Source organism: Rhodococcus sp. 66b (genome assembly GCF_002076325.1).
Taxonomy (GTDB): Bacteria; Actinomycetota; Actinomycetes; order Mycobacteriales; family Mycobacteriaceae; genus Rhodococcus_F; species Rhodococcus_F erythropolis.
In genome coordinates this window covers 68,236-86,594 of sequence record NZ_MUZB01000006.1, presented here as the reverse complement: position 1 = coordinate 86,594, position 18,359 = coordinate 68,236, and the positions used below count along the sequence as shown (strand labels likewise).

Here is an 18,359-nt window from a genome sequence, read left to right as displayed (position 1 = left end):
GCGGACGGCTACGTGATCAGCCGACGTTGATTCGTTCTGTGTCGCCGTCGTAGTAGTCCAACAATCTCTGATCCATCACCCGGCGCCACAGTGGTGGAATCCACGCGATCACGATCATCACTGCGTAGCCGGCCGGAAGTTGCGGCGCTTCGGCCGCGCTACGCAGACTTTGGTACCGCAGCTTCGGGTTGGCGTGGTGATCGCTGTGCCGCTGCAGTTGGTAGAGAAACAGATTGCTCACGACGTGATCGCTGTTCCAACTGTCAGCGGGGCTGCAGCGAACGTACGAGCCGTCAGCACGCTTGCCACGCAGCAGACCGTAATGCTCGAGGTAGTTCGCCGCTTCGAGGAAGGTGAATCCGGCAACTGCCTGCAGCAGGAGCCAGGGCGCGACCTCCCAACCGAAGATACCGATCAGCGTCGCGAAGAGGACAACACTCATCGCCCAAGCGTTGAGAATATTGTTCTCGAAGCTCCAGGTTCGTTTGCCTTTCCTCTGGAGTCGCGCGCTCTCGATGCGCCATGCCGAACGCAGCCCGCCGAACACACTTCGTGGCAAGAACCTCCAGAAGCTCTCACCGAACCGTGAGCTGGCCGGGTCCTGCGGAGTAGCTACACGCACATGGTGGCCGAAATTGTGTTCCACGTAGAAGTGCCCGTAGAGAGATTGCGCAAGCGCCACTTTCGCGAGCCACTGTTCGCTCTTCTCGCTCTTGTGGCCGAGCTCGTGGGCCGCGTTGATACCGACGCCGGCGACGACACCCACCGTGAACGACATCGCGATCTTCTCCGCGATTCCCATCGGAGCGTTGATCCAGCACCAGCAGGCGAAGACCAGACCGGCGTATTGCAAGGGGAGGAACGCGTAAGTGCACCAGCGGTAGTAGCGGTCCTTCTGCAGTCGTGGGATCGCATCGTCCGGCGGACTTTCGCCGTCTTCACCAGCCAACATGTCGATGATCGGGATGACGATGACCAGGAGCCACGCGCCGGTCGCCCAGAACAATCCGAGACGAAGGTTGTCGACGAGAAACCAGGAGATGAACGGGCTGAGTGGAATCAGCAATCCGAGCGGCCACAGGTACCTTTTGCGGTCGCGCCAGCGCGGGTTTTCGCCAGACGGCGAGTCGGTGTTCTGGACAGCCTTCGATTCGGTATGCCGTGCGTCGGAAGTCGCTGTCATTCGCCGATCTCGCCTTTCGTCCCCTCGAACGATTCGCCCCACGCACCGTTCACGCTCAGCAAACCACGACTCGCGCGCTGACGGATGTGGCCGTGAACGCACGACGCCCTACTGGAAACCCGACCGGGACACATGTCCGGCACGCGCTCTCCCCCGAGTAGCCACTGTTCACCCCGACAGCTGATTCGGACAAAATACCCCATCGATCTGCGGCAATGGACACCGCATCAACCTTTTGCCGCGCCTCGAAACGTCAAGGGTCTGGCAAGACCAGCCCTGGTCCGGTTCAACGAAGTAACGGTAACCAGCCGTGACAGAAATCATAAGCAGAGGACAGGGTTCTCACCCGGAGCGGCAACCAAAAAGACTGCGCGCCCTCAACTGGTCAGTTGCGGGCGCGCAGTCAAAAGGTGAGCAAGCGTCAGAGCGTTGCAAACACCTTCGTTTTCACTTCGTTCAGCCAACCGTTCGCGGTCACGAAATCTGTGACACTCGACTGCAATCCGAAGACGTGTCCAGCCTGCGCCGCCGGCAGCCTCGTGAAGAAGTTGTCGTCGAGGACCGCTTGAACCGCCGCATTGGTCGATCCGTCCGCATTCAGGGGATACAGCACGACCGTCACACCGTTCATGATGTCGGCCAGCTGCTCCATCGGGTAGGACTCGTATCCGGCATCGGTGTAATTGGTCGGAACACCGGGCCCGTACGCCAATCCGAGTTCGTTGACGACCAAATTGCCGATCGCACCAGTGGGCTGCTGAACCGAGAAAGCGCCGGGTGCGTCTCCGAGCGAAATGTGAATCCACTTGTTGTTCGCGATCACGTCCGCGTACTCGCCACGAACAAGTTCGAGATTCTCTTCGTAAGCAGTGCGCGTCGACTCGAGCACGTCCGTCTTGCCGATCGCCTCGGCGATCTCCGTGGTGATCGTCTTCCAGTCACCTCGACTCTCGCCCTTGACGATGACAGTGGGCGCAATGCCAGACAGACGGTCGAACGCCGCTTGGTCCACTTCGTCGGCGTCGCCGACGATGATGTCGGGATCTGCCGCAGCGATCGCTTCGAAGTTCATTTCCCCGTACGGCCCGATGGTCGGGAGCCCGTCGACGAAGGCCTGCTGCTCGGGCGTGAATTCACTGATCCACTTGCCGTAGTCCTGCACAGCAGCCGGTTTCACTCCGAGGGACATGAGCTGCCAAGGAGTGTCGTACGACGCGGCGACGACGCGCTCCGGCGAGGCAGGAACCTCGATGTCCCCGTATGCCGAGGCAACCGTCCGGACGTCCGTCGGCTCGGAGTCGGCCGATGACGAGGAACAGCCAGTCACCGCCATCGCACCGACAACGGCAACTGCCGCCGCTGCGATGACTCTGGAACCGAAAGAAAATGATCGAATTGCGCGCACGCAGAACTCCTACAGAGGTGATTGTTTAGCCAACCCTAAGTTCATTCTGTGGCACGACACAAGTCCGATCGAGGCGCTTTGAGTCGCTGTTCGGACTAGTCCTGTAGCCAATCGGTCATTGGCGCGCGCGGATGATCGATCAGGCTTGCGAACTCCCCCGGGGTCACACCCATCGTCCGACGAAAAGCCGCACCGAACGCGCTTTCGGAACGGAAACCCGTCTTCCTCGATACAAACGAGATGCTTCGACCGAGTGCCAGAAGTTGCATCGCATGATGAGCCCGCAGTCGCATACGCCATTCCGAGAAGGTCAAGCCGGTTTCGGCCGGAAACCTTCGTGTGAGAGTCCTCGTACTGACCTTCGCGTCGGTGGCCCACTCCTCGACCGATCGGGTGTCGGCCGGGCTGGCAACCAACTGATCTGCGATCTGCCGAAGCCACGGCGTCGTCGGCAGCGGCACATCGAAAATCAGTCGCGGTACGGGTTCGACGAGGTCGATGGCAAACGCCTCGGCTCGTCGACGAGCCGCGTCGGTCAAGTCGTCTCGGGTGAGGTGATCGAGTACTTGTTCGAGCAGCGGAGGGGTGGACAAGGCCACCACACGATCCAACCCGGTCACATCGGATGCCACCAACCACGTGCACGACAATTCTGTGCCGCTACGCGCCGTCACCTCGTGGGGAACATAGGACGGGATCCATAGACTGACCCCACTCGGCACCGTGTACACAGTCTCCGGAGTACGGACCTCGAGAACACCGTCGATCGCCCACAGCAATTCGTGATCGCTGTGGCGGTGCATCTCCCACGTGTAGTCGGAGTCGACTGACAGCCGATTGGTCGCCAAACGCAGATACCCGTCGGCACTGACGCGCAGCGGTCGCACGACGCGTTGCCACTCGGACAGCTCGTCGAGCGGGCTGCTGAGCGGGTAGTCGATCTGCTCGCTCACCGCAGCGTCGACAGTTCGGGATGTCCGAACAGGCCAGGTAACCCCCCGGTGTGCAGGAAGACCGTTTTTGATCCCGCCGTGATGGCTTTGTCCTTCACGAGTTGGATCAATCCCGCAAAGGCTCGGCCGGTGTACGTCGGGTCGAGGAAGATGCCCTCCGTACGAGCCAAACATCGGATCGCGCCGGCTGATGCTTCCGTGAGCGTCGAATATCCTTGTCCAACTTGGTTTCGCAGGATCTGAAGATCCGCGGCTCGCACGATCGGACCAGGCATCTCGTCCAATAACCCAGCGAGGGTCGACACTGGATCGGCAACAGCCCCGACATCGACGCCGACAACTCTGTCGACGCCCAGATGCGCGACAAGTCCAGCCATCGTTCCGCCCGATCCGAGTGCAACCACGACGCGTTCCACTCCGGGGAGTTGCTGCTCTATCTCGCGTGCGCAGTCGACGTAACCCTGCGCGGCCACCGCGCTGGTACCACCGAAGGGAATGACAAAAGGAACTCCGCCCGAGTCAGCGACGGCCTGCACCGCGGCGTCGACCGCGGATGCCCTGTCCCCACCGGCCCAGACGATCTCAGCGCCCGCGAGTGCATCCAGAACGAGATTTCCCTGCGCGGATTCCGGCTCGGCACCACCGAGCACCAGCACACAACGCAATCCCGAACGGGCTGCTGCGGATGCAGTCAACCGAGCGTGATTGCTTTGCGGTGCACCGGTAGTGATCAAAGTCGTCGCGCCGACGGCCAAAGCCTGAGCGCAGGTGTACTGCAGCTTTCGGATCTTGTTGCCGCCACCGCCTAGTCCGGTGACATCGTCACGTTTGATCCACAGGTCTTCCGGCCCCAATCCGAGTGCCTTCGCGCAACGCGCCAAAGGTTCGACGGGCGTCGGCCAACTGCCCAGGCTGATCGGCGGAACGTCGGAACTGAACATTCGACGAGTCTAGTTCGACCGTGCACCCACAGTCCGTACTCGAATACAGTCCGTACTCGCATACAGTCGGGACATGGGAACTTTCACGACGACCACACGTGACGTACCGCTGACCGTCAGCCGACCGGATTCGCCGAGTGAACCGAGACATGCGGTAGTAGTTCTCCAAGAAGCGTGGGGCGTGAACCAACACATCGAGAGCATCCTCGAACGCCTCGCCGACGCCGGCTACCTTGCCGTCGCCCCGCATCTCTACCACCGCGGCGCACAGACCTCCTTCACCGACTTCCCGTCCGCGAAGGATGCGCTCATGGCACTCGACAGCACAAGCATCGGCCACGACGTACGTGCCGCCGTCGACTACAGCCGATCCGAGGGAGCAGACAAAGTCGGCTCCCTCGGATTCTGCATGGGCGGCACCGCGTCACTGTGGTGTGCCGCGGTACCCCTCGTCGATTCCGCTGTCACGTACTACGGCGGCGGTGTCGCCGAGGCCCGATGGGACGGAATCGCGGCAGGCACCGAACTTGCAGCGCAACTGCAGGTCCCGTGGCTCGGTCACTACGGCGACCTCGATCCGAGTATCCCGCCGGAGAGCGTCGAGCAATTGCGCGCAACCGCGTCCGATCTCGCCCGGGTGTACCGCTATGCCGACGCCGGCCACGCGTTCAACAACGACACTTCGACCAGCCACTACGCCCCGGATTCTGCTGCCCTCGCCTGGACCCGCACTATGGAGTTCTTCGCCGAAACCCTTTGATTGCCAATGCGAGTCAGGGAACCCGCTTGACCACCGTGCCGGTGATCTCGTCCTGAACCTGTTCAGCCGTTACCGCTCGACTCTGCGCCCGACGTGATCGGGTGAAGTAGTAGATGCCGATCACGGCAAGAACAAACGGAACTCCGAACACCAGCGTCATCTTGAAATCGTCGACCCACAGCGTGGTGATCAGAATCGCGACCATGAGGACTCCGCCGAGGATTGTTCCCACCGGAAAGAACGGAATCGTGAAGGAAAGTTTGGTTCCGTCCTCCTTCATCCGCTTGCGAAAGAACCAGTGCGTCACGAAGATCAGCAGCCACGTCGCCATCGCTCCGAACATCGACAACGAGATCATCAACGTGAATGCCTGCTCGGGAAAGAGAACGTAGACGATGGTCGCGACGGCGATGCCCGACGTCGACAGCAGCAAGGCGTTGACCGGCGAGCCGTTGGCCCTGACCTTGCCGAGAATGGCCGGCGCGTCACCAGCACGCGAGAGCGAGAACATCATTCGCGAAGACACGTACAACTGACTGTTCATCGCGGACAGCGCGGCAATGATCACCACGAAGTTCAGCACACTGTCTGCGCCCGGAATCTTCACGACCTGCATTACCGTGACGAAAGGGCTTCCGCCGCTCAAGATCTTGTCCATCGGAGCAATTGCCAGAATCAAAGCAAGGGTTGCGATGTAGAAGACGAACAGCCGGACGATCGTCACACGGAACGCCTTCTTCACCGCCACCGCGGGGTTTTCCGCCTCACCGGCCGCAATGGCGATCATCTCGATGCTCAAGTAGCTGAAGATCGATACGATCACGGCAAACCACATGCCGGACAAACCATTCGGAAAGAATCCGCCACCGGCCGTGTAGTTGTGGAATCCATAGTCCGGGTTCCCGCTACCGAACACGACGTACGCTGCCATCACGATGAATGCCACGATCGCGAAGACCTTGATCGTCGAGAACCAGTACTCCATCGTTCCGAAGGCCTTGACGTTGAACATGTTCACGCCGATCAGCACTCCGGAGAACAACACGATCCACAGCCACGACGGTACGTCGGCGAACCAGAACTGCATGTATTCACCGATCGCGGTGACCTCGGTACCGACCGCGAGGACGATGCAAGACCAGTAGAGATAGCGAACGAGGAAGCCGATCAACGGTCCGACGTAGAACTCTGCGTACGCACCGAACGAACCTGATGTCGCATGTGCGACGGTCATTTCGGCGAGGGCACCCATCAGCAGCAGGGCGATCAACCCGCCGATCGCGTAACTGATGATGACGCTCGGGCCGGCAAATCCGATGGCGAACTTACTGCCGAGGAAGAGTCCGGTGCCGATTGCACCGCCGAGCGCGATCATGCTCATCTGCTTGGGGCCGAGTTCGCGTTTGAGACCTGATTCTCGCTGCTGAATGTTTTTGAAATCACTCATGAAAGCTCCTTGCGAAAGGCGGTACCTCCCGGTCCGCGGAAACTTGGAAGAATCAGGTGACTGCGTCGCGCTCGCGGAATTCGGGGCGATCCCAGGACTTGTTCTCGAGGATGTCTCGCAACACGTCGACGGCGTTCCACACGTCGGCGTATCCGAGATAGAGCGGAGTGATACCGAACCTCAGCACTCCTGGTTCGCGGTAGTCGCCGATGACGCCCCGCGCGATGAGAGCCTTCATGATGGAATAGCCCTCGGGATGAACAAAACTCACGTGCGAGCCACGACGCTCGTGCGCGCGCGGCGTGATCAACTCCAAACCGTAGGCAGCGCAACGCTCCTCGACGAGGTTGATGAAGAGATCGGCCAGCGCGAGCGACTTGCTGCGGATGTCGGCCATGTCAGCTTTGAGCATGACGTCGAGACCACACTCGACGAGTGACAACGACGTGATTGGTTGAGTACCACTCAGAAACCGTCGTATTCCTGCGCCCGGTTCGTAGGCCGACTCCATCGCGAACGGTCGCGCGTGCCCCCACCACCCGGACAGCGGCTGGATTCCGGTGTTCTGATGGCGACGGTTGACCCAGATGAATGCAGGTGAACCTGGACCACCATTGAGGTACTTGTACGTACACCCGACCGCGAAGTCGGCGTCGGCGCCGCTCAGATCGACAGTGACGGCGCCGGCCGAGTGTGCGAGATCCCAGATCATGAGGGCGCCACGTTCCTGCACTGCTGCAGTGACTTCCGTCATCGCATACAGGTTTCCGGTGCGGTAGTTGACGTGCGACAACATCACTACGGCGGTGTCTGGTCCTACTGCTTCGGTGAGGTCGCCCGGTTGGTCGATCAGGCGTAGTTCGTATCCCTGATCGAGCAGCGAGATGATGCCCTCCGCAATGTAGAGGTCAGTGGGGAAATTGTCGCGCTCGGAGACGATCACCTTCCGGCTGGGATCCTGAGCAGCCGCGATGGACAGTGCGGAGGCCAATGCCTTGAACAGGTTGATCGACGTCGAATCCGTCACTACCACTTCGCCTTCACCTGCTCCCAGCAACGGGGCGAGTTTGTCACCGAGGCGGACCGGGAGGTCGAACCATCCAGCCTCGTTCCAACTGCGAACCAAGCCGTTGCCCCACTCGTCGCCGATTACTCTCGCGGCGCATTCCTGTGCGGCAATGGGACGCGCGCCGAGCGAGTTTCCGTCGAAGTAGAGAACGCCCTCCGGAATCGCGAACTCGCGGCGGAACTCCCTCAGGGGATCCACTGCGTCGGCCTTGACGCAGTCATCCAACGAAAGGGTGGTTGTCGATGTCATGACGATTCTTCTCCTGCATGTGTCGGCGTTGAAAGTGATGAAGGCAGAGTCCGGAGCACGGCGCGTACCGGGCTGGCATCGAGGTCGAGGAACTTCAGCGGCAGTGCGATCAACTCGTAGTAGCCTTCGTCGACCTCGTCGAGGCACAGTCCTTCGAGGATCGCGACGCCACGATCGCTTGCCGCGTGGTGCCCGTCCATGGTCTTGCTGTCCATCGGATCGAACGAGGCGCCGTCGATTCCGATCAGAACTCCACCGCGGTCGGCGAACCAGTGGGTCAGCTCCGGAGAAACGCCGGCGAAGTCGTTGTCCCACTCGCGCGGGTACTTCGGGTAAGTCCTCAGAATCAGCCGCTGCGGCAGATGGCCGCCGAGTCGCTCCACCGTCTCTTCGACGGGCCTGATGCATGCGGCACCGTCGACGCCCGTCATGTCGACCACCAGTGCTTCGCCGAGATAGGGCTCGAGGGGAACAGAACCGATGGGCGCACCGCCGATGCGGGTGTGCGCCGGCGCATCGGCGTGAGCACCGATATGAGGAGTGGTGGTGATTCGGTTGATCGTGACGGCGTCACTGTCGCCGAGGTCTGACGTAACAGCGCGGGTGAAGGCGGTATCGCCTGGCCACACGGGCGTCGATTCGGAGATCGGCGGGCTGATGTCGATCAACCGCGCCCCCGAATCGCCCGTGTGTCGGCCGATCCTCGGAACCATCCGGACCCCTTCGTCGCAACAGTCGACTGTGTCGATCTCGACCGTTTGATAATTCGATGTGTTTGGCAAAAGCTAGAATCATCGACGGGCGCGGTCAATAGTTGCTGAATATTTTCGCAACGGCAGGGAGAAATCGGATGATTAATGCGATCGAACGGGCGGCAGCCGCGGCTCGGCCGAATCATGTTCGGCTCGACGACGTCGATACGGCGATTCTCCGCGAACTCGTCCGGGATGCACGCATCCCCAACAATGCACTCGCCGAGAAGGTCGGGATAGCGCCGTCGACCGCTCTGGCGCGGATGCGTGCGCTACGCGAATCGGGCGTCATCAAGGGGTTTCACGCAGACATAGACCTCGAGCTACTCGGCCTCGAGATCTCGGCGATGGTGTCGATTCTGATTCACTCCCACGCCAGGAGCCGGATGACGGAAATTGCCGAGCACCTGAGCGGACTGGATTCCGTTCAGCGAGTGTTCCTGATGAGTGGGGACCGTGATCTCCTGGTGCACGTCTCGTGTGAATCTCCCACTCGGCTTCGCGATTTCGTCAGCGCGCACCTCAACGATCCGGCCATCGCCAATACCCAGACCAACTTGATCTTCAGCGAACTGCGGCAGGGTGACTGAACCGCAGGGCACAGCAATCATCGTCGATCGATCGCACCAGTCGTCTGGCTGCCGTTCGATCATGTGAGCACAAGTGAAACGGGGTGGGTGCATTGGATTGCACCCACCCCATCCTTGAACTACCTCGTCAGCCGACAGTCAGACCTCACGTGCGGACTCAAGATGTCGCTCGGTCAAATCAGTCGACGGATTATCTACGAGGCAACGAAATTAAAGTGGTACGCCGAGTTGGAACTGAGCGATCCGTACTGATGCGCTGCAAAAATGATCGTTCCGATGTTCGTAGTCCCGAAAACTGCTGCACTCTTCCACGGATTGTTGGTGATGGTGGTGAACGGTGACGGCGGGGTGCCGGCAGTGAGCTTGACCGTGGCTCCGCCCAGTACATCAGCCTTCATCGTATTCGGAGCCTGGATACAGTAACGCCCCGCTGAATCGGTGGTCGCGGTATACGTCGTGGAGGGTGCCGTGCTAATCACGCCGGAGATTACGACCCCGGAGACACCTTGTGCGGCCGCCGGTGGTGCGGCGTTGTACTCCAACCCCGCACCGCTGTAAACATTGCCACACAGCTGGTAATCAGCGGTAGGTACGGCCTCGACCGCGGGAGCGGCAGAAGCGGTTCCTGCGAACGCGAGGGCAGCGGCGGACGCAAGAACACCCGCACCAATTCCGACTCTCTTAAATCCCATGACTGTGAACACCTTTCGTAGATGAAACGCGAACGAATCGCTATTCGAATCTTCTGTCCACTGTGCGACTCGGAAACCTCCTGTTTGCACGCCATTCAGAGCGCAGGGAAGACACATGGTTCATGCAGCTGTGGCGATGATCTGAGTTTCCCCGTCTTGGGCACTCGGCAGTTCGACGCTCCGGCCGTGAACTGAACTAACCGTCGTGCTACATACACTATATGCACTTTTTGTTACGCTTGTCGGCGATTTAGACATTCTCAAAAATGTTGCACAACATCACTTTTCGAGATCCTTCGTTGCCACTAGGGCGCAGGATGTGGTCCCGCCAGCCACACAGGCAGTCAGATAGCGAAGACGCTCATGCAACACTTCCTCGGCACAATCACCAGTGTTCGATTGCACGAAGAGAGGTGGGCGCACCACGTGCGCCCACCTCATCAATCAACTTCAGAAAACACTTGTGCCGAAACATCTTTCGAGCTACGAGATTGGTGAATTCGTCCACCAATCAAGTGGCGTCACCTGCCGGCGCTGAGCGACTCTGCGCTGGACCAGCCCGCACCTTCGGCGGAAGCAGTGCTGAGGCCGAACAATACAACCCCAACGAAACTCGACATGAGATTGACCATCCCTGCCCAGTAGTCTGACGACATCTTTGTACTCCTTCTCAGGATAGAGAGATCAGAAATGCGGTGAGGTATTCAGAGAGAGCAGGCCACACCATTGCAGCAAGCCCCAAAGAATCACTCATAATTGGCTGAAGCGACATGCCTTACCTTCCCCTCAGAAGCCCATCGAAAGTTCGAGTGGACGTTGAATCAACATGAAAAACAATGTCGGCAGCATCTGGGCAACTGTCTCGCCCAACGATGACGTCGCCTCTGCGACGGATTCCATACCGCTCACCCTTCGTTCGAATAGTCGTTGGTAGACATCGTGTTCAAAATGTCTATTGAGCCCCCAAGAATGGGTGCCACCCCGGTAATCAGGGTCCTCAGTGCAGCCAGAAGGTCAGCTGACATCGTGCGCTCCTACCTCTCGTTCCGCGACACGCGCCATTCGCCGTGTCAGATTCTCAGCTCGCAGCAACATGAGCCTGTGTCGATTGCACCGCACCACGACGCCCGAAGTTCACAGGCTTCATGGAATCAAGACTTCGTCAAAACCTGATTCCACTTTCCGTTCGTCACCGCAGAGCCGCACTAGAACAGATATCAGTTTTTTTGAGGCAGACCGACTACAGTCACAAAAGATCATTCGAAAGTGCCAGCCAAACTAGTGTTAAAGTATGATCTGCCAGGCTCTTTCGTCGAACCCCAAACTTATTCGTTAGCCAGGAATGGCAAAGCACGACACGTTACTCAGATATCCTCCACCGCACTAGAGTCGGACAGCATGTTGCCACTCGGGTTGTCCATGCTCTGGGAGTCGGTGGAGCCGGAAGCCGCTCTGGAGGAGCGATTCGGATTCAACAGCTTTGGCGCAGCCACCCATTGGGTCTCGGCGGTACTCGAGCAGACTTGGGGATTGACGGCCCTCGAGTGCTCGCGAATGGCGATCAGTGACCAGAACGCGATTGTGTGGGTTGCGAGCGACCGAGGTGGGCTGGTGGTGAAGTGGTCGCGCGCCACAGAGCGCTTCGCGAACCTGGAGGCGTCGACGCGCCTGCTGAGCGCACTCGCCGCGCAGGGCGTGCCCGTTCCGTCGCCGATCACATCCCTGAACGGATTGGACCGGGAAATACTGCTGGACCGGGAAACACTGCTGGTCCGGGAAACACTGCTGGTCCGGGAAACACTGGAAGTTCCTTCGTGCGCAGTGTCATTCACCGTACTGCCGGAGTTGGCGGGAGATTGGTTGAACGTACAGGACCACGCGGCGGTCCGTTCGGCAGGAGCATGTCTGGCAGAAATACACCGAACGCTCGGCGCCACCCATGTCGACGGATCGGTTTTCTCGTCGCGCAGCACCGGGTTGAAGGAGCGCATCGGTGGTTGGCTCGAGAATTTCGACCGCGGGTTCGCGTCTGAGGCAACGCGTAGGCTCGTGGGCCTCCTGGCGCGTGCGTCCGAGCTCGATGACCAAACTCAACTGGTACACAACGACTTCCGCGCAGCCAACATCTTGACTCGAAACTCTCGGACCACCGGAGTACTCGACTTCGACGACGTGGTGATCGACCACCGGGTGAGCGACCTGGCCAAGGCAAGCGTCTATCTGGGCACCCTGTTCACCGATTGGCGACCGACACCGATCGCGGTACGGCAGAGCCTGCGCGCCGGCTACGAATCTGTACGTCCCCTCAGCCGATCCGAGACAGAATGGTTCGAGATCCTCGAACTGTGGCACGGCCTGATGGCAATCCCGGGTGAGAACGACACCGCCGGTTGGGCATCAGCGTTGTGACAAAAGTGGGGACGCCGGTACCGGCGTCCCCACTTCACTTCTGATCACATCAGGATCCGGCGCGGATCCATTCTTCGAGATGCGGCGCCTCGGTACCGATCGTCGTGCCGTCGCCGTGACCGGTGTGAACCTTGGTCTCGGCGGGGAGCGCGAACAGCTTGTCGCGAATGGACCCGATGATGGTCGGGAAGTCGGAGTACGACCGCCCGGTAGCACCGGGACCACCGGAGAACAAGGTGTCGCCGCTGAACAGTTCGCCGGCCTCCGGCAGGTAGAGGCACGTCGACCCCGGCGAATGGCCGGGTGTGTGGATGGCCAGAATATCCGTGCCCGCCACAGCAATACGCTGATCATCTTCCAAGCTCAGATGCTTCACCCCGGGGTGAGTCATCTCCCAGAGGACATCGTCGGCCGGGTTCAGGTAGATCGGAGCGTCGAGCTTCTCGGCCAGCTCCGGCGCAACGGTGACGTGATCGTTGTGACCGTGGGTGCAGACGATTCCGATCACCTTGCGTCCGCCGACAGCGTCGATGATCGGCTGCGCGGTGTGAGCTGCGTCGACGATCACCACTTCGTTGTCGTCACCGATCAGCCAGATGTTGTTGTCGACGTCCCACGTTCCGCCGTCGAGGCTGAACGTGCCCGAGGTGACGACACGATCGACTCGCAATGTCACAGGACCACCACCGAACGGAGGACCTCGCCGCGGTGCATCGTCTCGAATGCCTTCTCCACCTCGTCGAGCTTGATGCGCTCACTGACGAACTTCTCGAGCGGCAGACGCCCCTGCTGGTACAGGTCGACCAGAACGGGGAAGTCACGCTCGGGCAGGCAATCGCCGTACCACGACGACTTGAGGGCTCCGCCGCGTGAGAAGAAGTCCACCAGCGGCATTTCCAGCTTCATGTCCGGCGTCGGAACACCCACCAGCACTACAGTTCCCGCGAGGTCGCGGGCGTAGAACGCCTGCTTCCAGGTCTCCGGGCGACCGACTGCGTCGACAACCACGTCGGCACCGAAACCTCCGGTCAGCTCCTGGACTGCCTCGACGACGTCGTCGACCTCGGTGGCATTGATCGTGTGTGTGGCACCAAGTTCCGTGGCCCACTCCAGCTTTCGCGGATCCCGGTCGATGGCGATGATGGTATTGGCACCGGCCAGGCGTGAACCCATGATCGCTGCGTCGCCGACGCCGCCACACCCGATCACGGCCACTGAATCACCGCGTCCGACGTTGCCGGTGTTCATCGCGGCACCCATGCCGGCCATGACACCGCAACCGAGCAGTCCGACGACAGCCGGATCGGCCGAGGCGTCGACCTTGGTGCACTGGCCTTCGTGAACCAGCGTCTTGTCTGCGAATGCGCCGATGCCGAGTGCCGGCGTCAGTTCGGTGCCGTCTTCGAGCGTCATCTTCTGCTCGGCGTTGAACGTGTCGAAGCAGTACTGCGGGCGGCCACGCTTACACGCACGACACTGCCCGCACACGGCACGCCAGTTGAGGACGACGAAGTCGCCCACCTCGACGTGAGTGACACCGGGGCCGACGCTCTCGACGATGCCCGACGCCTCGTGCCCGAGCAGGAACGGGTACTCGTCGTTGATTCCGCCGTCGCGGTAGGTCAGGTCGGTGTGGCACACACCGCACGCTGCAATGGCGACCACTACCTCGTTGGCACCGGGATCGGGAATCGTGATGGGGACGATTTCGACGGGGGCACCCTTGGATCGGGCGATGACGCCGCGTACCTGCTGTGGCATGGCTTTGCTCCTGGCTTCGTGCGATTGAGGACGTGTCGTCACATGGCGCCGTGTTTTCACATTGCGATATGTGCACTCGTTCAAAGGTTAGCCCGAAGCAGGTGCCCGCAACCCTGGTCGAACTGACTGACCGACCTGCCCGAAAGGACTAGGGTGCAGGCTTCACGCCGGCCTCCGCGCCCGCGGCGGCCGCCGCACCCCGACTCTCGACGCCCAATTTCCGCAGGACCCCGGCAACATGAAACTTGACTGTGCTCTCGCTGACGCCGAGGCGCTCCGAGATCGCCTTGTTGCGCCGTCCGGCCACCAGATGCTCGAGTACCTCGAACTCCCGCGGAGCCAGTTCGGTGAGGACGTCGCGGTTCGGTAGGGCGACGGGGGCGTCGAGCGGGATGGTTGCGCTGATCCGGTTCCCCCACCCGGGCGTCGACTCGGATTCGACGGTTCCACCCAAAGTCTCTACCCTCGAACGTAATTGGCGTTCCACGTCAACCACGTCGGCTTCACCACCGCCGTCGTCGCGAATGTCGATCGAGAGTGAAGCCGCGTCGAGCGTCCAGGCCACCCGGATACGCGAGAGCATCTGCTGATCCGACAACGCCAAGACCGCGCCGCGGACGACCGCGCGCGCGCCGTGCGCCACTTCACCGGGTAACCCACGCCCGTCGACGGGTGGCTCCACCAACTCCAACGCGATTTCCCGATGCTTGAGCAGCGAACGCAATTCCCCACGCATCCGCGCAAAAGCCGTGGTGGTCGACTCTTCGGCCAATTCGCGGTGCACGTCGACGGCTGAACGCAGGCCGATCAGAGCCGAGGCCGCAGTCTCCCTGGCCGAGGTTCGCGCACGTGTGTCGTCGAGATCCGCCGAGCGCAGCGTCGCCAGCATCGTCTCGAGGGTGGCCGCATGCACCTCCGTCATCTCCGCCACGGTGCGTGCACGCTCCGACGACGCTGCCCGTGACTCGGCGAGATATGCCGGGCTCGCGTTCCGGACCTGGAGCTGAATTCCGGTTGCAGTCACTGCGAACAGTGCCTGGATCAATTCGAGGGATGCTGTCTTCACCGGTACGGGGTGCGGTGTCAAAACGAGAAGCGTATCGGTTCGATCAAGCATCGCAAGCACTTCACGGTCCCGGCCGGCGACAGCGCATTTTCCCCGAAAGATCTGTCCGACAGTGAGATCCGTACGGATACGGTCGAGTTCGGCGATGGTCACACGATCGACGACGGCTGGATCCCCGGCGACCTTGCGCGGCCTACCGGTGCATTCACGGGTGAAGATCACCAGGGAAGTGTGCGGCGCCATGTCCGCGATCAACGTCGAAAATCGTCGGCCGATTTCGGGTAGTGGTCCCACCAACACGTCTCGAAGGGCGGTGATCAGTAGCGCATTGTCGGTGGTGCTCACCGTTCAACGATAACCATCCGGTTCACTGGTGCAGCGTGGTCTTCATGAGCATCACGTTGTAGTCGGACCAGGTGGTGGCGAGAAAGTAGAGGTCCTGCCCCTGTGACCAGGGGTGCATGTACGCGCCGTAGAGTCCCGGAACCTCGTCGGTGCCGATCACTACGTCGGGCGCACTCCACGGGCCGGTCAGGTCCGACGCCGTCCGCAGCACCAGCGCTCCCCACTCGTTGGAGTACATCGCGACGAACTTGCCGAGATAGTCGTTGTACTGCACCGACAGTTCGCTGACATCCCCGTCGAGAACTACTGCAGCGGCAGCGGGATTGTTGGGGACCCATGCTTTTCCGTCCCAGTATTCGTACGCCGCGACGTCCGCGATGGAGGCTTCCTTGACCCGCGAGAGGCGCCCCTCGCCGAAACGTCCCGCGGGGGTACCGAAGTTGTAGACGTAACCACCGTCTTTGACGAAGGAACCCATCTGGAAGTTGTCGTTACCCGTCAACGGCAGATTGGGCCGGGACGAGGCCGGTTCGACCTGCCAGGTCTCACCGTTGTCGTGCGAGGACGCGATCTGCGAGAAGTTGGTGACCCACTCGCCCGACCCTCCCCACGAACGAATCGACATGTAGTTGACGTACTGAACGCCGCCAACCGAGATACCCGTCGTCGGAATGCTGCTGGTTTCGACGCCGGTGACTTTCAGACTTCCGATGATCTCGCGTGAGTGATTCGGCCGGTCGGTCGGTGAGGAGTCGATGTTCATGCCGTCGGACAGATTTCCGTCCGAGCTACGGAACAGGACGTTGCTGCGCCAGTCACCGACCACCCCGGAGCACAGGGGGTCAGATCCGATTCCGACAGTGTCACCGAAGGCTGTCAGGACCTGACCTGCGCCGTTGTCCCACATGATGCCGAGATCCGTGCCGAGAACATTGAAACGCTCGACGGTTTGGTTGGGGCTGAGCGCGCCGGTGATGTACTCGACCGCCGAGGTGCGGCCCTGCAGTTCCGGAAGTTTCCCGTCCGTTCCGTTGAGCCAGGGAATCGGATTGGTCGGCCCACCTGATTGATCCAAGCTGCCGGTGACGTTGCAATCCCACGGGGATGCATGAGCCTGGGTCGCCCCCAAGACCGCGGTCGACGCGAGTACACACGTCACTGCAGCTGTCGATATCTTCCGTATCCGGCGCATCGCTCCCCTTTCGCGGGGGAGATCCGGACTCTACGAGGTGTCTTGCTCGACCGGATCGGTTCATCCACCCACGACAACACAAGGTAACAGGTAAATCGGTCAATCAGGACAAAACGGCCTTATTCAAGAGAGATCGATTTCAACCACTTCTCCATCACCGCTGCGGCAATCTCGAGCCCCTGAGACTCGGCAGCACCCAACTGCTGCATGAAGACGCGCGGACCGTCCGCTCCCAGCGAAGCATGCAGCGAGTCGCGGTACTCGGCCAGTTCCATCCATTCGCGCGCCACCTCGGAGGACGCTTCGAGGTGAAACTGAACGGCGTAACTCTGCTTGTATCGGAAGAGTTGATTCGGATACTTGGCAGAACCAGCGAGCCGCACCGCGCCGTTCGGAATGTCGAAGGTATCCGAATGCCATTGCATTGCAGGAAATGTGGAGGGCAGATCTCCCCACACGGGATCTTGCCGGCCCTCGACAGTCAAGGTGATCTCCTCAACTCCGACTTCGGGCACAGCGCCCGTGTAGACGCGAGCACCCAGCGCCGCGGCGAGCAACTGCGAACCCAGACACACTCCCCACACCGGGACATCGTTCTCGACCAGATCGCGAATGTATTCGATCTCGGATGCCAACCACTCGACCTCGCCCTGATCGCCGACGCCCATCGGCCCGCCCATCACGATCACGGCGTCGAACCGTCGATGGGCGGGAAGCGGGTCGGTTCCCAGAAGAACGGTCTGCACATCTCCGTAGCTCTCCAGGACAGGCGAATACGCCGCTGGGGGTTCACACTGCGCGTGTCGTAGTTCCAGAAAATGCATTAGGCAATTCCTCTCGAATCCGGTGCCGAAAGCCTATGGTTCTATTCGACATAAGGCACATCGACGGCGTCGGATGTGCTCTGACTCGAATCTCCCCTTTTCATCGCCCCTTTACCGACAAGGAACGTCTGTGCGCGCACCACAACTCTTTTCGACATCGATTCGCCCGTCCTCAACTGCCGTTCGCATCGGACTCAGCGCATTCGCCTTGGCGTCTCTTGCCGCATGCTCAGGGACAAGCACCGACAGCGAGGCCGAATCAACATCCACCGCGACCACCACTGCAACCTCGACAACTCAACCCACGACGACTAAGGCTCCATTTACCACCTCGGTGGCCGGTCCGACGAATACTCCACTGGCCACCACCCCAGTCACCGCAGAAGTGACGCCCGCTGCAACTCCTGCGATCATGCCCAATGTCGTGTGTATGAATCTTCAAGACGCGCAGGACACCATTCAATCGGCCGGAGTCTTCTTCTCCAGAAGTGCTGACGCAACTGGCGCGGGTCGACGCCAACTGGTCGATTCCAACTGGATTGTTGTCGATCAGACACCTTCTGCCGGAAGCCCTTTCGGGGAAATCGAAGCCGTGCTCTCAGCCGTCAAGATCGGCGAACCCAACCCCTGTTGATCGAGCGAGATCTCGAACTTCGCAATTCCGGGAACGCCGCGCCCTACTTGACAACTACCTTCAACCTCCTTCACTGTAGTCAACATT

The 18,359-nt window shown here is 60.6% G+C and carries 18 protein-coding genes; 4 read left to right on the top strand and 14 right to left on the bottom strand.

Features of this window, described 5'->3' with window-relative positions; all coding sequences use genetic code 11:
• Positions 1–16: 16 nt before the first annotated feature.
• The 4 genes from B0E55_RS12750 to B0E55_RS12735 form a co-directional block, all read right to left on the bottom strand.
• Positions 17–1,183 carry an alkane 1-monooxygenase gene (locus B0E55_RS12750; RefSeq protein ID WP_029256457.1) on the bottom strand — a complete coding sequence of 389 codons (1,167 nt, stop codon included), beginning with the start codon at positions 1,181–1,183 and terminating at the stop codon, positions 17–19.
• A 421-nt stretch (positions 1,184–1,604) separates the two neighbouring features.
• On the bottom strand, positions 1,605–2,588 hold the full coding sequence (locus B0E55_RS12745) for an ABC transporter substrate-binding protein (RefSeq protein WP_080909825.1): 984 nt from the start codon (positions 2,586–2,588) through the stop codon (positions 1,605–1,607).
• A gap of 95 nt (positions 2,589–2,683) precedes the next feature.
• On the bottom strand, positions 2,684–3,541 hold the full coding sequence (locus B0E55_RS12740) for a helix-turn-helix transcriptional regulator (RefSeq protein ID WP_020971067.1): 858 nt from the start codon (positions 3,539–3,541) through the stop codon (positions 2,684–2,686).
• The gene (locus tag B0E55_RS12735) at positions 3,538–4,482 is read right to left on the bottom strand and encodes a D-cysteine desulfhydrase family protein (RefSeq protein WP_020971068.1); all 945 of its coding nucleotides are present in this window, start codon (positions 4,480–4,482) and stop codon (positions 3,538–3,540) included. The genes B0E55_RS12740 and B0E55_RS12735 overlap by 4 nt, the downstream gene beginning before the upstream one ends.
• Before the next feature lie 73 nt (positions 4,483–4,555).
• On the opposite strand from B0E55_RS12735, the gene B0E55_RS12730 reads away from it, so the two are divergent.
• On the top strand, positions 4,556–5,242 hold the full coding sequence (locus B0E55_RS12730; protein WP_019745675.1) for a dienelactone hydrolase family protein: 687 nt from the start codon (positions 4,556–4,558) through the stop codon (positions 5,240–5,242).
• A gap of 13 nt (positions 5,243–5,255) precedes the next feature.
• Here B0E55_RS12730 and B0E55_RS12725 read toward each other — a convergent pair whose 3' ends face one another.
• From B0E55_RS12725 to kynB, 3 genes are read right to left on the bottom strand one after another with little or no spacing between them, the layout of a single operon-like run.
• Positions 5,256–6,689 (bottom strand): amino acid permease, encoded by a 1,434-nt coding sequence (locus tag B0E55_RS12725; RefSeq protein WP_080909824.1) that lies wholly within the window; start codon positions 6,687–6,689, stop codon positions 5,256–5,258.
• Between the two features lie 52 nt (positions 6,690–6,741).
• On the bottom strand, positions 6,742–8,007 hold the full coding sequence (gene kynU / locus B0E55_RS12720) for a kynureninase (protein ID WP_020909417.1): 1,266 nt from the start codon (positions 8,005–8,007) through the stop codon (positions 6,742–6,744).
• Positions 8,004–8,720 carry an arylformamidase gene (gene kynB, locus B0E55_RS12715; protein ID WP_019745678.1) on the bottom strand — a complete coding sequence of 239 codons (717 nt, stop codon included), beginning with the start codon at positions 8,718–8,720 and terminating at the stop codon, positions 8,004–8,006. Before kynB ends, kynU begins: the two co-directional genes overlap by 4 nt.
• 137 nt (positions 8,721–8,857) lie before the next feature.
• Here kynB and B0E55_RS12710 point away from each other — a divergent pair, with 137 nt between their 5' ends.
• Positions 8,858–9,349, top strand: a complete 492-nt coding sequence (locus B0E55_RS12710) for an Lrp/AsnC family transcriptional regulator (protein WP_019745679.1) — start codon at positions 8,858–8,860, stop codon at positions 9,347–9,349.
• Between the two features lie 194 nt (positions 9,350–9,543).
• Here B0E55_RS12710 and B0E55_RS12705 read toward each other — a convergent pair whose 3' ends face one another.
• Entirely contained in the window at positions 9,544–10,041 is a 498-nt protein-coding gene (locus tag B0E55_RS12705; protein ID WP_020971070.1) for a hypothetical protein, read from the bottom strand.
• 521 nt (positions 10,042–10,562) lie between these two features.
• A complete protein-coding gene (locus tag B0E55_RS32450) occupies positions 10,563–10,697 on the bottom strand; it encodes a hypothetical protein (protein ID WP_019745682.1) in 135 nt (44 codons plus the stop codon).
• A gap of 742 nt (positions 10,698–11,439) precedes the next feature.
• Here B0E55_RS32450 and B0E55_RS12700 point away from each other — a divergent pair.
• Positions 11,440–12,450 carry a phosphotransferase enzyme family protein gene (locus B0E55_RS12700; protein WP_080909823.1) on the top strand — a complete coding sequence of 337 codons (1,011 nt, stop codon included), beginning with the start codon at positions 11,440–11,442 and terminating at the stop codon, positions 12,448–12,450.
• Positions 12,451–12,499: 49 nt separating this feature from the next.
• On the opposite strand, the gene B0E55_RS12695 is transcribed toward B0E55_RS12700, so the two are convergent.
• From B0E55_RS12695 to B0E55_RS12675, 5 genes are all read right to left on the bottom strand, one after another.
• Positions 12,500–13,126 carry an MBL fold metallo-hydrolase gene (locus tag B0E55_RS12695; RefSeq protein WP_007730862.1) on the bottom strand — a complete coding sequence of 209 codons (627 nt, stop codon included), beginning with the start codon at positions 13,124–13,126 and terminating at the stop codon, positions 12,500–12,502.
• Positions 13,123–14,211 carry an S-(hydroxymethyl)mycothiol dehydrogenase gene (locus B0E55_RS12690; RefSeq protein ID WP_007730860.1) on the bottom strand — a complete coding sequence of 363 codons (1,089 nt, stop codon included), beginning with the start codon at positions 14,209–14,211 and terminating at the stop codon, positions 13,123–13,125. The genes B0E55_RS12695 and B0E55_RS12690 overlap by 4 nt, the downstream gene beginning before the upstream one ends.
• 148 nt (positions 14,212–14,359) lie before the next feature.
• Entirely contained in the window at positions 14,360–15,622 is a 1,263-nt protein-coding gene (locus B0E55_RS12685; protein ID WP_019745685.1) for a helix-turn-helix transcriptional regulator, read from the bottom strand.
• A 22-nt stretch (positions 15,623–15,644) separates the two neighbouring features.
• Entirely contained in the window at positions 15,645–16,814 is a 1,170-nt protein-coding gene (locus B0E55_RS12680; RefSeq protein WP_019745686.1) for a DUF4185 domain-containing protein, read from the bottom strand.
• Between the two features lie 119 nt (positions 16,815–16,933).
• Entirely contained in the window at positions 16,934–17,638 is a 705-nt protein-coding gene (locus tag B0E55_RS12675; protein WP_047889009.1) for a type 1 glutamine amidotransferase, read from the bottom strand.
• Between the two features lie 130 nt (positions 17,639–17,768).
• Between B0E55_RS12675 and B0E55_RS12670 the strand changes: the two genes are divergently transcribed.
• Positions 17,769–18,272: a PASTA domain-containing protein gene (locus B0E55_RS12670; protein WP_080909822.1), complete on the top strand. Its 504-nt coding sequence runs from the start codon at positions 17,769–17,771 to the stop codon at positions 18,270–18,272.
• The last annotated feature ends 87 nt before the right edge of the window (positions 18,273–18,359 follow it).